Raw genomic sequence first — 14,036 nt, 5'->3', positions numbered from 1 at the left:
CCACCCTCGTGCGAAGGAGCACCATGCCCGTCCCGCTCACGGCCGTCGTCGACCTCGACCTGCCCGGGCCCACCATCAGCCGCCACGTCTACGGCCACTTCGCGGAGCACCTGGGCCGGTGCATCTACGGCGGGTTCTGGGTGGGCGAGGACGCCGACGTGCCGAACGTGCGGGGCATCCGCACCGACGTGGTCGAGGCGCTGCGCGCGCTGCGCATCCCGAACCTGCGCTGGCCGGGCGGCTGCTTCGCCGACGACTACCACTGGCGCGACGGCATCGGCCCGCGCGAGCAGCGGCCGCGGATGGTCAACTCGCACTGGGGCGACGTCGTCGAGGACAACTCCTTCGGCACGCACGAGTTCATGGACCTGTGCGAGCTGCTCGGCGCCGAGCCGTACGTGAGCGGCAACGTCGGGTCCGGCTCGGTGCGCGAGATGAGCGAGTGGATCGAGTACCTGACGCGCGCCGACGACTCGCCGATGGCCGCGCTGCGGCGCGAGAACGGGCGCGACGAGCCGTGGAAGGTCCCGTTCTGGGGCATCGGCAACGAGGCGTGGGGCTGCGGCGGCAACCTGCGCGCCGAGCAGTTCGCGTCGCTGGCCCGGCAGTACTCCACGTACGTGCGCGAGCACGCGGGCAACGAGGTCTACCGGATCGCCGCCGGCGCGTCCGACCACGACCTGCACTGGACCGAGACGCTCATGCGGTCGTTCGACCCGCTGGACACGTCCGACGGCAAGGCCGCGCCGTTCCAGGCCGTCTCGCTGCACTACTACACGATGACCGGCCCGTGGTCGGACAAGGGCTGGGCCACGGACTTCACGACCGACGAGTGGTACGTCGCGCTCGCCCGCGCCGCGTACATGGAGGAGCTGCTCGACCGGCACGGCGCCGTGATGGACCGCTACGACCCGCGCAAGCGCGTCGGCCTCGTCGTCGACGAGTGGGGCACGTGGTGGAACGTCGAGAAGGGCACCAACCCCGGCTTCCTGTACCAGCAGAACACGCTGCGGGACGCGCTCGTCGCGAGCCGCCACCTCGACGCGTTCCACCGGCACGCCGACCGCGTCGTCATGGCGAACATCGCGCAGACCGTCAACGTGCTGCAGGCGATGCTGCTCACCGACCCGGAGACCGGGGCGCTCGTGCGCACGCCGAGCTACCACGTGTTCGAGATGAACACCGGTCACCACGACGCCGCCGCGCTCGACGTGCACCTCAAGGGCGACGTGCCGACCCGCGAGGTCGACGGGAAGCGCCTGGAGCTGTTCTCCGCGTCGGCGTCCACCACCGGGGACACCGCGCTGCTGTCCCTGTCGAACCTCGACGCCGACGAGCCGCTCACGCTCGTGCTCGACCTGCGCGGGCGCGAGGTCACCGGGCACGAGGCGCGCGTGCTCACCGCGCCGGAGCTGAACGCCCACAACACGCCCGAGGCGCCGGACGCCGTCGCCCCCGTGGCGTTCGACGGCGTGCGCCCGCACGCGCGCGGGCTCGAGGTCGTGCTCCCCGCGCACTCCTACGCGACGGTCCGCCTGACGCTGGGCTGACGGGCACCGGCACCCGGCGGACCTGCCCGTGCGGGCGGGTCCGCCGGCGTGCGGCCGCCGGCGTGCGGCCGCCGGCACGCGGTCGTCGGGCGCGTCACGCGGACGGCGGTGCCGCGGCGGTCGACGCGCGGGCCAGGGCGCGGCCGGCGGCGTCCGGCGTGGGGACGACGAGCTCGCGCACGTCGAGCCCGGACGCGGTCGCGTCGCCGTGCGGGGCCGGCGCGGGCAGCACGCAGACGGCCGCGACGTGCCCGGCGGGTGCCCCGATGTCGCGCAGCAGACCCGTGCCGGGCGGCACGCCGGGGCACCCCCGCAGCGCGGCCGGCCAGTCGGCGGGCCCCACGAGCACGTCGCGGAACGGCGTGCCCACCCCCGCTCCCGTCGCCTTCACGACCGCCTCCTTGCGGGTCCACAGGCGCAGCAGCGCCGCCGCGTCCCGCGCGTGCTCCCCGGGGCCGAGGACGGCGGCGCCGAGCCCCGCCGTGTCGAGCGCCCGGAGCACCTCGACGTCGACCCCGACGGGCCCGGCCGTCGTCAGCGCCACCACGCACCACGCCCCCGCGTGGCTGACGGACGCGTGCCAGCCCGTGCCGGGCAGCGCGGGCCGGCCGTGGTCGCCCACGCCGCAGGAGGCGCACGTGCGCCGCACGTCCACGTCGGCCGGCCGGAGCCCGGTGAGCGCGCCGACGGCGTGGCGCAGGAGCAGCGCGGCCGTGAGCGAGCGACGACGGTCCTCCGCGCGGCGGTAGCGCTCGGCGCGCACGCGCTCGGTGGGGGCGAGCACCGAGCGTGCGTCCTCGCCGGGCTCCTCGTGGGGGACGCGGACGACGTGCACCACGGCAGGAGCCGCCCCGGGGGAGGGCGTGGGCGGGCGACCGGTCACGGCACCACCCTCGTGTATCAGGGGCACCTGCTGCGTGCCCCTGCAGGTGTGGCACGTCTCCACCGTCCGCGTCGGCGGTGGCGGGCGGCACCTCGTGGGGGGCGGGCGCCGTGCCGCGCTGCCGACGTCACGCACGCGGCAGCGCGTGCACCACGACCAGACCTCCCGGAGGAAACCATGCGCTCCCGACTCCTCAGCGCCCTGTCGGCCCTCGCCCTGCTGGCGGGCCTGCACCTGTTCGCCGCGCCGGCCGCGTCCGCGCACCCCTACTGCGGCATCACGTGGGGCTCCATGCCGAAGGCGGCGGGGACCCTGCTGTCCGAGGGCACCCTCGTCAACGTCCGGGCCGGACGGCACGACTGCTACGACCGTCTCGTCCTCGACGTCGACGCCCCGCTCACCGGCTGGTCGGTGCGGTACGTCGACGAGATCCGCCAGGACGGCTCGGGGTTCCTGCTGCCGGTCGCCGGCGGTGCCCGCCTGCAGGTGATCGCCGGTGTGCCGGCGATCGCCACGGACTCGTGGTTCGTCGGCCCCTACCGGATCGTCGACACCCGTGCGGGGGCTACCGCACCTTCCGCGACGTCGTCTGGGCCGGCAGCTTCGAGGGCCAGTCGACGATCGGGCTGGGCGTGCGCGCCCGGCTGCCGTTCCGCGCGTTCGTGCTGCCCGGTCCGGGTTCCGGCTCGCGGCTCGTCGTCGACGTCGCCCACCAGTGGTGCGCCACCGGGCACACCTGCTGACCGGTCGCCGACGGGGTCCTTCCGTGGGCCCCGTCGGCGTCCTCCGGGGCGTGCGCGGCCGGCCGGCCGTGCACGCCCGGACCGCTGCCGCCCCACCCGCACCCGCGCCCGGTGAACCGCAGGGGCGCCCGTCTCGTCTCCCCGACGACGAGGGTCGACGCAGCGGGAGGCGGGACGATGCAGAAGCGGACGAAGGTGCTCGCGGCCGTGGGGGTCGGTGCGGCGGTGCTGGTGGGGGTCGGCGCCGTGCTGGGCCCGCGCCTGTACGCGTCGACCGTGCGGGCGGAGGCGGCGCCCACGCTCGACGCGTCCGCCGCGGCCGGCGGCCTGGCGGACCCCACGTCGCTCGACGGGACCTGGACGGTGGGCGAGGGCTCCTTCGCGGGGTACCGGCTCGACGAGGTGCTCGGCGGCGAGGACGTCACCGTCACGGGCCGCACCGAGCAGGTGAGCGGCGACCTGACGGTCGACGGCGGCACCCTCACGGCCGCGACGGTCGAGGTGGACGTCGCGAGCATCGCGACGGACCAGCAGCGCCGCGACGACTACTTCCGCGGCACCGCGATGCAGGCGGACACCTGGCCGACGGCGACGTTCACGCTCACGGAGCCGGCGGAGCTCGTGGCCGGGTCCACCGACGCGCGTCTGACGGGCGACCTCACCATCCGCGACGTCACGCGGCCCGTCACGGTGGACGCCGAGGTGGCGCCGACGGGCGACGGCGTGCAGGTCGTCGGCGCGGTGCCCGTGACGTTCCGGGACTGGGGCATCACGCCCCCCGACCTGGGCTTCGTCACGGTCGAGGAGACCGGCGCCGTCGAGTTCGACCTGGTGCTGACCCCGGCCGCCGGGTGAGGGTGAGGTGGTGAGCACCGACGCGGACGCGCTGCTGCGCGCGGTGCACGCCGCGCACGCGGCCGAGCTGCACCGGTACGTCGCGCGCATGACCGACGAGGGCCGCGCGCAGGACGTGGTGCAGGAGACCCTGCTGCGCGCCTGGCGCCACCCCGACGTGCTGACGCGTCCCGAGGGGTCGGTGCGGGCGTGGCTCTTCACGGTCGCCCGCAACCTCGTCGTGGACGACGTGCGCAGCGCGCACCGGCGGCGCGAGCTCGCGACCGACCGCGTGCCCGACTCCGCCACCGCCGACGGGACGCAGCGGGTCCTCGACGCGTGGCTCGTGGCGGACGCGCTCGACGGCCTCTCGCCCGAGCACCGCGCGGTGGTGGTCGGCGCGTACTACGGGGGCCGGTCGGTCGCCGAGCTCGCCGCGGAGCACGGGGTGCCGCCCGGCACCGTCAAGTCCCGCATGCACTACGCGCTGCGCGCGCTGCGGCTCGCGCTGCAGGAGAAGGGAGTCACACCATGACCGGCGCACCCGGCACCGACCCCTACCGCGAGTGGGACGCCGCGTACGTGCTCGGCGCGCTCGGGCCCGAGGAGCGCCGGGCCTACGAGCAGCACCTCGCCGGCTGCCCCGCGTGCCGGGAGGCCGTCGCGGAGCTCGCGGGGGTGCCGGCGCTGCTCGGTCAGGTGCCGCCGGAGGTGGCGACCGCCGCGGGCGCGCAGGCGGCCGGCGACGTCCGGGGGAGCGCGACCGCCGACGCGGCCGTCGTGCCCCTCGCCGCGCTCGCGGACGCGGTGCGGCGCCGGCGTACCCGCCGCCGCGCGGTCCTCACGGTCGCCGCGGCCGGGCTCGTCGCGGTCGGCGGGCTCGGCGGGGCGGCGCTCGTGGGTGCGGGAACGGAGGCACCCCCCGTCGTCGCCACGGACGCGCGCACGGTCACGCTGACGCCCGTCGACGGGTCGGGCGTCAGCGCCGACCTCACGCTGACGTCGGTCCGGTGGGGCACCCGGCTCGACTGGTGGTGCGAGTACACCGCCGACGAGCTGGCCGAGGGCGTGTACGAGCTGGTCGTCGTCGACGCGGACGGCGACCGGTCGGTCGTGGGCACGTGGACCAGCACGGGCGAGCGCACGGCCGCGGGCCTGGGCGCGTCCGTCGCGGTGCCCACCGACGGGATCCGCCGCGTCGAGCTCGGCGTGGTCGGGCTCGACGACCCGCTGGCGGCGGCCGACGTCCGGGTCGACGCGTGAGCGCACCCGGGGGCGGGTGCGCCGGTGCGGCGGCGCGCGACCGGTGCCGTCGAGGGCGCGTCGTCAGCCGAGCGTCAGCCGCTCGCCCGCGACCTCGACGGTGAGGCTGGTCGCGTCGGGGGAGCCCTCGGGCAGGGCGACCACGCTCGTCGTCGGCGCGATGTCGGCCGTGCAGGCGCGGTCGCCGTAGGCCGTCGCGTCGGTCAGCGTCACGCGCAGCACCTGGGCGGCCTCGTCCCAGACGACCTGGTCGGGCAGCGTCGGGCACGTCGAGCTGCCCCAGGTCACCACCCGGATGCGGCGCGGGTCCTCGTCGGCGAGCACCTCGACCTCCTCGCCGCCGACGCCCTCCGGCGCGCCGGGGAAGAACGTCTCGGCCGCGCTGGGGACCGTCGGGGTCGGCGACGGCGTCGCGTCGCCGGTGCTGTCCGGGGTCGCGCCGGAGGTCGCGGTCGGGGTCGCGGGCGCGGAGGTCTCGAGCGCGCCGCTGCCCGCATCGGGCGTGTCCGCGCACGCTGCGAGCAGCACCGCGAGCACCGCTCCTGCCATCACGCCGCTGCCGCGCACGTCGGCCCCCCGTCCGCGGCGGGACCGGGCGTCCTGCCGCCGACTCCACTGTGACCCCCGCCGGGCCCGCGGGCAATCGGCGGGCCGGTCCCGGTGCGACGGGGGGCGACGCGACGAGGCCCGGTGCGACGCGGACGTCGCACCGGGCCCCGCGGGACGTGCCGGTCAGCCGGCGCTGCAGGTGGCGGTCAGACCGCTCGCGCTGCCCGTCCCCTGGAACCCGAACTCGGTGGTCAGGCCCGCCCCCACGGAGCCGTTCCACGCGGCGTTCGAGAACCGCGTCCCCGTCCGCGTGGCGTTCCACGCGTTCGTCACGCCCGCCCCGGCGGGCAGCGCCACGTCGACGGTCCACCGGCTCAGCGCCGCCGAGCCGGCCGTGACCCTGACGGTCGCCACGAAGCCGCCGTTCCACTGGTTGACCGACACCGCCGCGGTGCACGCCCCGCCCGGCTGCTGGGTGGGCTGCTGGGTGGGCTGCTGGGTGGGCTGCTGGGTGGGCTGCTGGGTGGGCTGCTGGGTCGGCTGCTGGGTCGGCTGCTGCGTCGGGCCGTCCGTCAGCGTCGGCGTCGTCCACGACGCCCAGTCGGCCAGCCGGCCCTGCGCGCGGCTCGAGATCCGGAACGTGCCGGACGCGCTGCCGCTGCCCACGAGGAACTTCTGGATGTTCTGCTGGATCGGCGTGCGCCACTCGCTGCGGTTGGCGCAGTGCGTGCCGTCCTGCACGTCGGACCAGTAGGAGATGTTCGCGCCGGCCCCGAGCGCCTTGTAGACCTCGGCACCGCCCAGCGCCGCGACGCTCGCCGACCGCGGTCCCAGGTTCGCGATGTGCGGGTTGTCGAGGACGAGCAGACCGCGCGGCGCCACCAGGCCGACGACCTGGTGCGTGTCGACCGGCAGCCGGTTCGGGCTGCTGGTGAAGGTGCCGAACGCGTCGCCGAACCACGGCTGCTCGCCGTACGCGCTGCTGAGGCTCTGCGCGCCCTCGCCGGGCACGCCGCGCAGGATCGGCACGCCGGCCGTGCCGGACTCGATCGGCATGGTCAGCCCGATCCGCTGGTCGAACGCCCCGGCGACGAACGCGCCCTTGCCGAAGCGGGAGCACCCGGTGACACCGGTGGCGTCGGCCTTGAGGATGCTGCCGCCGGACTGGCCGATGACGTCGATGATCCGGCTGACGCCCCAGGCCCAGGCCATGAGCAGACCGGTCTGGCTCTGCGCGCCGTACAGCGTGTAGAACGCACCCTGCTTGTTGCTGCGGCCCGTGCCCTCCTTGCCGACGACGTACGGGTCGTAGCTGATGACCGCCGCGCCGGCGGCCTTGATCGCCGCCGTGTCCGCACCGAACCCCCCGTACACGATCACCGCGGGGAAGGGCCCGGTGCCGCTCGGCAGCTCGACGCGCGCGGAGAAGCTCGCGCTGCGGCCCTGGTGGGACGTGTTCACGGTGATGCTGCTGCTGGTGACCGTCCCGGTCACGCTCGCCGGCCTCGCGGGCTTCTCGCCGTAGACGAACTTCTCGGCCAGGCGGCGGGTCAGCTCGCGCTGGCAGCGCCAGTCGGCCTTCGTCGCGATGCGGCTGCCGTCGAGACGGCGGAACGGGTCGGGCAGCTGGGCGCTCGTCGGCAGGGCGCCGGCGTCGGGCAGCGTGGGGACGGCGCAGTCGGCGCCCTCGTTCTCGACGGCCGCGGCGAACGGCGCAGCCTGCGCGGGCGCCGGCGCACCGAGGTCGGTCACGACGGTCGCGGTCGCCAGGGCGGCCACGGCCAGTGCGACGACCGCGGAGCGGAACGCCGGGCGGCGGGGTGTGGTCACGGACGGGTCTCCCTCCAGGACGTGGGCGGGCCCGGCGTCGACACCCGTCATCGGGGTCGAAACTGTCGGTCCGCACCGCGGGGCAGGTCGGACTCCCGCCCACGCTGCGCCCACTGTGCGAAGCGCTGACCGGCGCGGCAACGAGTGAACCCTTTAGCGAAACTTTTGCCAGCTGATCACGCCCTGCGCGCGCCTGGCAGGCTGGTGGTGGGCGCCCGCCAGCCACCTCGAGGAGGACCATGACCGAGCCCGCCGCCGGGGCAGCCGCCGAGCCCGCCGCCGGGGCCGCCGGTGCGGCTGCCGGCGAGGCCCCCCGCGACCACCGCGGGCTGCAGCGCCGCGTCGTGGCCGTCCTCGCCGCCGGCCAGGTGCTCGGCGGGCTGGGCACGGGCGCGGCACTCGGCCTCGGTGCGCTGCTCGTCGCCGACGTGTCCGGGTCGCCCGCGTGGTCGGGCATGGCCGCCACGATGGGCACGCTCGGCGCCGCGCTCCTCGCGGTCCCGCTCGCGACGCTCGCCCTGCGGCGCGGCCGGCGCGTGTCGCTCACCACCGGGGCGCTCGTGGCGGTGCTCGGCAGCCTCGTCGTGGTGGCCGCGGCCGTCGCTGACCTGCTGCCGCTGCTCCTGCTGGGCATCCTGGCGCTCGGCGCGGCGACCACGCTCAACCTCCAGGCGCGCTTCGCCGCCACGGACCTCGCGGCGCCGGCCCGCCGCGGGCGGGACCTGTCGCTCGTGGTGTGGGCGACGACGATCGGCGCCGTCGCGGGGCCGAACCTGTACGAGCCGGGGGAGGGCCTGGCGCGGGCGCTCGGGCTGCCGCCGCTGGCCGGCGGGTTCGTCGTCGCCGCCGTCGCGCAGGCGCTCGGTGCGGTGGTCTACGTCGCCGGCCTGCGCCCCGACCCCCTGCTGCTCGCTGCCGCCGACGAGGCCGCACGGACGCCCGTCGTCGCGACGCCCGCCCCACGGGCCGGCGGGCTGCGGGTGCTCGCGGGCAGTGGCGCGGCCCGTCGGGCGGTGCTCACCGTGGCGCTCAGCCACGCCGTGATGGTGGCGCTCATGAGCATGACGCCCGTGCACCTCGTCGAGCACGGCGCGACGCTCAGCGCGGTGGGCGTGACGATCAGCCTGCACGTGGCGGGGATGTTCGCGCTGTCACCGGTGTTCGGTGCGCTCGCCGACCGCTGGGGGCGCCGGCAGGTGGTGCTCGTGGGCCAGGCGCTGCTGCTGGCGGCGCTCGTGCTGGTGCTCGTCGCGAGCAGGTCGCACACGGCCGTCGTCGTCGCGCTCGTCCTGCTGGGCCTGGGGTGGTCGGCCGCGACCGTCGCCGGGTCGACGCTCGTCGTCACGGCTGTCGACGCTCCGCAGCGTCCCGCGCTCCAGGGCGTCGCGGACGCGCTCATGAGCCTCGCCGGTGCCGTCGGCGGCGCCCTCGCCGGCCCCGCGCTCGCACTCGTCGGCTTCCCCGGCCTCGCGGGGGTGCTGGTCGCACTGGTCGCGGTGACGACGGCGGTCCAGCTCCGCCCGGCGCCCCGGCCCCGGGCGGACGCCGCCGCCTGACCCCTCCGCGCACCGCCGGTCCCCCACCGGGCTCCCGTCCCGCGCCCGGACGCGGGCCGGGCCTGCGCCGAGCTCGGCACCTGTACGCCGAGACCGACGGTTGCAGGTGCCGGACTCGGCACGCATGTGCCGAACTCGGCGCAGGGGTGTGGGCGGGGCGGGGCGGGGCGGGGGCGGGGGCGGGGGCGGTGTGCTGGGATCGGGGGGTGGAGGTCCCGACGCTCACGTGCCGCGCGCTGCTGCTCGACGTCGACGGCACGCTCGTCGACTCCGCCGACGCCGTGCGGGCCGCCTGGTCGGCCGTCGCGGACGAGCTCGGCGCCGACGCCCACGCGATGGCCGCGGCGGCGCTCGCGCGGCGGGCGTCCGAGGTGGTCGAGGAGCACGTCGCGCCCGGCGACCGGCAGTACGCACTCGACGCGTCGCTGCGCGCCTCGGTCGCGTCCGCCCACCTCGTGCGGGCGCTGCCCGGTGCGGCGGACCTGCTGGCGTCCCTGCCCGCGGGCCGCTGGGGCTGCGTCACCTCCGGTCGCCGCGAGATCCTCACCGCGCGCCTGCGGGGCGCCGGTCTGCCGGTGCCCGACGTGCTCGTCACGGCGGAGGACGTCGAGCGCGGCAAGCCCGACCCGCAGCCCTACCGGCGCGGTGCCGAGCTGCTCGGGGTCGGACCGGGCGACGCCGTCGCGCTCGAGGACACCCCCGAGGGCGTCCGCTCCGCGCGCGCAGCGGGTCTGCGGGTGGTCGGCGTGCTCGGCACGCACGCGGCCCCCGCCCTGCGGGAGGCGGGGGCGGACGCGCTCGTCGACGCGCCGGGCGGGGTCCGCGTCACCGTCGACGGCGACCTCCTGCGCCTGACCGTCCCCCGGGAGGGCCCGGCCGCGGACGCGTGAGGCGGCCCGCCCGTCACTGCAGCGCGCGCACCTCGATGCGCGAGCCCAGCACGGCGGAGGCCCGCTCGGCCCAGGCGACGGCGGCGTCCTCGTCGGCCACCTCGACGACCCAGAAGCCGCCCACGTAGGCGGCGGCCTCGACGAACGGGCCGCGCGTGCGCGTGGTGGTGCCGCCCGTGGCGTCGACGGTCACGGCGGTGGACGGCGGCATGAGGCCGCCGGCGGCGACGAGCGCGCCCGACGCCTCCAGGTCGGCGTTGAACGCGCCGACCGCCGCCATGAGCGCCTCGAGCTCCGCCGGGTCCATCTCCTGCTGCATCGACTCCATCGTCGGCTCGTCCGCGGAGTCGTGCGGCACGGTCAGGAAGTACTGGGGCATCGGTCTCGTCCTCCTCGGTCGCGGGCCTGTGCCTCGCTCGACCCGTGCGGACGGGCCGACTCGTCGCGTCGCACCGCACGTCACCCGGACGAGTGACGTCCGCGATGCCGACGCCCCGCGCGGCGGGGCACCCCGACGAGTCGGCGCCCCGGCGACGGTCGGTACGGGCGGCGCGACGGGCGCGCACGGAGGAGGAGGCGTCATGGGCAGGACGGACGAGCAGCAGCGGGTCGTCGCGGCACCGGCGGACCGGGTCTTCCGCGCGTTCGTCGAGCGGGACGCGCTCGCGGCCTGGCTGCCGCCCGACGGCATGACCGCCGTGGTCGAGGAGCTCGACGCGCGGCCGGGCGGCCGGTACCGCATCGTCCTGTCGTACGTCGACGGCGGCGGTCTCGGCAAGACGACCCCCGACGCCGACGTCGCCGAGGGCACGTACGTCGAGGTGGTGCCGGGCGAGCGGGTCGTGCACGACGTCGTCTTCGTGTCCGACGACCCCGCGTACGCCGGGACCATGCGCATGACGTGGTCGCTCGAGCCCGTCGACGGCGGCACGCGCGTCACGTTCCGCGCCGACGACGTGCCGCCGGGCATCTCCGCGCAGGACCACGCCGACGGCCTGGCGTCGTCGCTCGCGCAGCTCGCGGTGCTGGTCGAGCGCGACGCGTAGGGCGCGGCCTCACCGTGGACGGGTCCCGAGCGCGAGGACCCGCCCGCGGGCGGCGACGACGAGGGCGTCGCCGGCGGCGACGAGGTGCACGTCCTGCGGGCGGCCGGGCAGGGCGAGGGTGTGCACGACGTGGCCCGTGCCGCGTTCGAGGACGTGCACCGAGCCGTCGGTCGCGGCGGCGACCTGTGTGGCGGTGCCCACGAGGGACACCGGCCGGGACGCCGCGGCGAGGCTCCTGGCCCAGCGCCGCCGACCCGCCGGCACGTCGTACGCGACGACGAAGCCCCCGGTCCCCGCGTAGGCCGTACCGGTGTGGTCGACGGCGGGGGTCACCGGCCCGTGCGCGAGGTGACGCAGGTCGTCCCGCATGACGACGTCGCCGTCCTCCGTGGCCAGCAGGACGGCGACGCCGGCGCAGCCGGCCACCGCGGTGCCCTGCGTCCCGCGGACGGCGACCGGCCGGTCACCGCAGCCGGGGAGCGCGGTGCTCCACCGCACGGCCAGGCTCGTCGGGTCGAGCCCGAGCACGTGCCCGGCGACGCCGACCAGCACCACGCCGGGTCCGACGTCCAGCGTCACCGGTGCGTCGCCGTGCGGCAGGACGGCGCGCGCCTCGACCCGCCCGGTGCGGGCGGACAGGCGCCGGACGTGGCCGCCGGCCACCGCGTACACGCCGGTCGCGTCCGCCGTGACGCCGACCCGCGCGCCCGGGGGGCAGGGGAGGCGGTGCGTCCAGGCCGTGGCGAGGGTGGTGGTGTCCAGCGCGAGCACGTGCCCGCCGGCGGCGAGGACGATCCGCGCGCCGGTCGTCGCGAGGCCGACGCGGGAGCGTGCGGAACCGGGCAGGTCCGCGCTGCGCAGGACCCGACCCGTGCCGGGGTCCAGCAGGTGCGCCCGGTCCCCGGTGGCGAGCACGACGTGCGGGCCGGTGGCCGCGACCGCCGGGGCACCGGCGACCGGCACCGCCCAGCGGTGGTCCAGGCCGAGCGCACGCTGGTCGACCGAGACCTCGCCCATCCGCGGGGCGAGGACGCTGAGGTACGCCTCGACGCCCCCGAACACCGTGCGCTCGAGGTGCTCGCGCAGGCCGCAGGAGTGCCACCGCTCCAGGCCGACGGGCGTGCCGTCCACCTCCACGGCCTGCGGCACGCCCGACAGGACCTCCTGCGCGGTGACGTCGGTCCCGCCCTCGGCGAGGACCTGCTCGACCGCCGCCCGCGCGCCCCGCACGACACCGCTCGGGAACCGGACGTCGGCCCCCGCGGCGAGGAGCGTCTCGTCGCCGAACACGGTGAAGGCCTGCCCGTGGCCGTCGCGCACGCGCAGCGACGCCGCGTTGAGGTGGTTGTGGGTCTGGTTCGAGACGAGCTGGACCACGCTCGCGCCGAGGAACGCGAGGTACTCGCGGTAGGCGGTGCCGCTCGTCCCGTCCGGCACGACGTGCGACGCCGCGAGCCGCTCGCCGTAGCTGGGCCGCTCCTGCGCGGTCTGCGGGTCGTGCGACGGCTCGTCGGCCGCGGGGTCGTACAGGCCGCCCGCCGCGAGGCGCGGCTGCGCGGCCGTGGTGACACGGCTGACCTGCGGCCAGTCGGGCACCGGGAGCGCCCGCTGCTGCGCGGCCCACTCGACGCCCCACTGCATGACGCGCGTCTTGTCGACGAGGTGGCCCGCGGCGAACGCGTCCTGCAGGAAGTGCTCCGCGAACGCCTGCAGCACGCGCGCCCGGTCGGCCAGCCGGGCGCGCCGCGGACCGTCGGGCTCTGCCCAGGCCGCGTGCGCGGTCTGCCGGGCCCGGGCGTCGAACGCGCGCCACCGGTGCCACGCGTACGGCGCGAAGTGGCAGGCGTTGCGGGCGAGGACGCCCTGGTAGTGGTCGACGCCGAGCTCCTGCGTGACCCGCTCGTACGCCCACATGTCCAGGAGCTGGTCGAGCACCGACAGCGGGCCCTCGGCCGGGTGGTGCGGGGCGGCGGCGCCGGCGAAGGGCACCACGGGGGCAGCCGGGTCCCGCAGGGCGCGCAGCCGGTTGTACGTCTCCTGGCGCACCTGCTGCAGGAAGCGCGGCACGACGCGGCGGTGGCGCTCGTCGCCGGAGAGGAACCACGACGGCAGGACCGCGAAGTCGCCGGCGACCGCGCTGATCTCGCCGGGTGTGACCCACAGGTCGTCCGGCGGGCACACGCGCACCGGGGTGACCCCGGGCAGCACGCGCAGGATGGCGTCGCGGTCGGCCGCCTGCGGACCGGTGCGCCACAGGGCCAGGTACTCGACCCAGTCCCGCACGACCGCCGTGCCGGCGCCCGGCTCGCACGCGAGCGCGACGAGGTCCGGGGTCGGCAGCGAGCCGAGCAGGACGTGCTCCCACGCGTTGAAGAGCTGCACGCGGGCGGCCGGCGTCCGGACCTCGCCGGGCGCGTGCCGCGGCTCCGCCCCGGGGCGGCGGCCGGTGCGCACCCGGAGGGCGGCCGCGTCCGCGGCCACCTCGTCGCGCAGGTCCGGGCGCCCCCGCTGCGCGTGGGGCCCTGCGGACCCTCCGGCGGCGTGCTCGCCCCGGTACCGCGGGTTCGCCTGCTGCACCGCGTGGGCGCACTCGTGGGCGAGGACGGACAGCCACGCGTCGCCGCCGGGCCGCAGGCGCCGCACCAGGTGGACGGCCGTCCCGCGGGTCGCACCCAGCGCCCCGCGCGGCAGCAGGAGCGCGTCGCTGCGCGGTCCCTGGTGCAGCCGCACGCGGGACAGGTCGGCCCCCAGCGCCGGCTCGAGCAGGCGGCGCACACCGCGGTCGAGCGGGCACCCGCCGGTCGTCGTCGGGTCCATGTCGTCCTCCGTGCGTCGTCGTGGCGTCCTCCCGCCCGGCGCCGGCCGCGGGCAGGGCCGCGGCCGGCGCGAGCC

The 14,036-nt window shown here is 77.3% G+C and carries 13 protein-coding genes; 8 read left to right on the top strand and 5 right to left on the bottom strand.

All coding sequences use genetic code 11. The annotated features are described in order from the left end of the window. Positions 1 to 23: 23 nt before the first annotated feature. Positions 24 to 1,550 (top strand): alpha-N-arabinofuranosidase, encoded by a 1,527-nt coding sequence (locus GC089_RS17905; RefSeq protein ID WP_155378770.1) that lies wholly within the window; start codon positions 24 to 26, stop codon positions 1,548 to 1,550. 94 nt (positions 1,551 to 1,644) lie between these two features. Here GC089_RS17905 and GC089_RS17900 read toward each other — a convergent pair whose 3' ends face one another. Further along, the gene (locus GC089_RS17900) at positions 1,645 to 2,433 is read right to left on the bottom strand and encodes a 4'-phosphopantetheinyl transferase superfamily protein (RefSeq protein ID WP_196250755.1); all 789 of its coding nucleotides are present in this window, start codon (positions 2,431 to 2,433) and stop codon (positions 1,645 to 1,647) included. A gap of 177 nt (positions 2,434 to 2,610) precedes the next feature. Here GC089_RS17900 and GC089_RS17895 point away from each other — a divergent pair, with 177 nt between their 5' ends. The 4 genes from GC089_RS17895 (at position 2,611) to GC089_RS17880 (ending at position 5,273) form a co-directional block, all read left to right on the top strand. Continuing rightward, positions 2,611 to 3,291: a hypothetical protein gene (locus tag GC089_RS17895; protein ID WP_370514037.1), complete on the top strand. Its 681-nt coding sequence runs from the start codon at positions 2,611 to 2,613 to the stop codon at positions 3,289 to 3,291. A 62-nt stretch (positions 3,292 to 3,353) separates the two neighbouring features. Further along, on the top strand, positions 3,354 to 4,031 hold the full coding sequence (locus tag GC089_RS17890; RefSeq protein ID WP_155378768.1) for a YceI family protein: 678 nt from the start codon (positions 3,354 to 3,356) through the stop codon (positions 4,029 to 4,031). A 10-nt stretch (positions 4,032 to 4,041) separates the two neighbouring features. Next, entirely contained in the window at positions 4,042 to 4,545 is a 504-nt protein-coding gene (locus tag GC089_RS17885; protein WP_155378767.1) for a sigma-70 family RNA polymerase sigma factor, read from the top strand. Then, the gene (locus GC089_RS17880; RefSeq protein ID WP_155378766.1) at positions 4,542 to 5,273 is read left to right on the top strand and encodes an anti-sigma factor; all 732 of its coding nucleotides are present in this window, start codon (positions 4,542 to 4,544) and stop codon (positions 5,271 to 5,273) included. The genes GC089_RS17885 and GC089_RS17880 overlap by 4 nt, the downstream gene beginning before the upstream one ends. A gap of 63 nt (positions 5,274 to 5,336) precedes the next feature. Here GC089_RS17880 and GC089_RS17875 read toward each other — a convergent pair whose 3' ends face one another. Together GC089_RS17875 and GC089_RS17870 are read right to left on the bottom strand one after the other, a co-directional pair. After that, a complete protein-coding gene (locus GC089_RS17875) occupies positions 5,337 to 5,822 on the bottom strand; it encodes a hypothetical protein (protein WP_155378765.1) in 486 nt (161 codons plus the stop codon). 183 nt (positions 5,823 to 6,005) lie between these two features. Beyond that, positions 6,006 to 7,652 (bottom strand): cellulose binding domain-containing protein, encoded by a 1,647-nt coding sequence (locus tag GC089_RS17870; protein WP_230684940.1) that lies wholly within the window; start codon positions 7,650 to 7,652, stop codon positions 6,006 to 6,008. A 239-nt stretch (positions 7,653 to 7,891) separates the two neighbouring features. Here GC089_RS17870 and GC089_RS17865 point away from each other — a divergent pair, with 239 nt between their 5' ends. After that, complete coding sequence (locus tag GC089_RS17865; RefSeq protein WP_155378763.1) at positions 7,892 to 9,208, top strand: MFS transporter; 1,317 nt, start codon at positions 7,892 to 7,894, stop codon at positions 9,206 to 9,208. Between the two features lie 206 nt (positions 9,209 to 9,414). After that, positions 9,415 to 10,098 carry an HAD-IA family hydrolase gene (locus tag GC089_RS18570; RefSeq protein WP_196250754.1) on the top strand — a complete coding sequence of 228 codons (684 nt, stop codon included), beginning with the start codon at positions 9,415 to 9,417 and terminating at the stop codon, positions 10,096 to 10,098. A 13-nt stretch (positions 10,099 to 10,111) separates the two neighbouring features. On the opposite strand, the gene GC089_RS17855 is transcribed toward GC089_RS18570, so the two are convergent. Then, positions 10,112 to 10,477 (bottom strand): YciI family protein, encoded by a 366-nt coding sequence (locus GC089_RS17855; protein WP_155378761.1) that lies wholly within the window; start codon positions 10,475 to 10,477, stop codon positions 10,112 to 10,114. Positions 10,478 to 10,679: 202 nt separating this feature from the next. Between GC089_RS17855 and GC089_RS17850 the strand changes: the two genes are divergently transcribed. Beyond that, positions 10,680 to 11,144: an SRPBCC family protein gene (locus tag GC089_RS17850; RefSeq protein WP_155378760.1), complete on the top strand. Its 465-nt coding sequence runs from the start codon at positions 10,680 to 10,682 to the stop codon at positions 11,142 to 11,144. 9 nt (positions 11,145 to 11,153) lie between these two features. Here GC089_RS17850 and GC089_RS19780 read toward each other — a convergent pair whose 3' ends face one another. Further along, complete coding sequence (locus GC089_RS19780; protein ID WP_155378759.1) at positions 11,154 to 13,961, bottom strand: DUF4157 domain-containing protein; 2,808 nt, start codon at positions 13,959 to 13,961, stop codon at positions 11,154 to 11,156. Between the last annotated feature and the right edge of the window lie 75 nt (positions 13,962 to 14,036).

The sequence above is a fragment of the Cellulomonas sp. JZ18 genome, from assembly GCF_009720485.1.
In the GTDB taxonomy this organism is placed as follows: Bacteria; Actinomycetota; Actinomycetes; order Actinomycetales; family Cellulomonadaceae; genus Cellulomonas.
This window is presented reverse-complemented; position numbering and strand designations above follow the sequence as displayed.

Coding starts and splice junctions, on each gene's coding strand:
- GC089_RS17905 (WP_155378770.1), top strand. CDS start 24: ATGCCCGTCCCGCTCACGGCCGTCGTCGACCTCGACCTGCCCGGGCCC.
- GC089_RS17895 (WP_370514037.1), top strand. CDS start 2,611: ATGCGCTCCCGACTCCTCAGCGCCCTGTCGGCCCTCGCCCTGCTGGCG.
- GC089_RS17890 (WP_155378768.1), top strand. CDS start 3,354: ATGCAGAAGCGGACGAAGGTGCTCGCGGCCGTGGGGGTCGGTGCGGCG.
- GC089_RS17880 (WP_155378766.1), top strand. CDS start 4,542: ATGACCGGCGCACCCGGCACCGACCCCTACCGCGAGTGGGACGCCGCG.
- GC089_RS17875 (WP_155378765.1), bottom strand. CDS start 5,822: ATGGCAGGAGCGGTGCTCGCGGTGCTGCTCGCAGCGTGCGCGGACACG.
- GC089_RS17865 (WP_155378763.1), top strand. CDS start 7,892: ATGACCGAGCCCGCCGCCGGGGCAGCCGCCGAGCCCGCCGCCGGGGCC.
- GC089_RS17855 (WP_155378761.1), bottom strand. CDS start 10,477: ATGCCCCAGTACTTCCTGACCGTGCCGCACGACTCCGCGGACGAGCCG.
- GC089_RS17850 (WP_155378760.1), top strand. CDS start 10,680: ATGGGCAGGACGGACGAGCAGCAGCGGGTCGTCGCGGCACCGGCGGAC.
- GC089_RS19780 (WP_155378759.1), bottom strand. CDS start 13,961: ATGGACCCGACGACGACCGGCGGGTGCCCGCTCGACCGCGGTGTGCGC.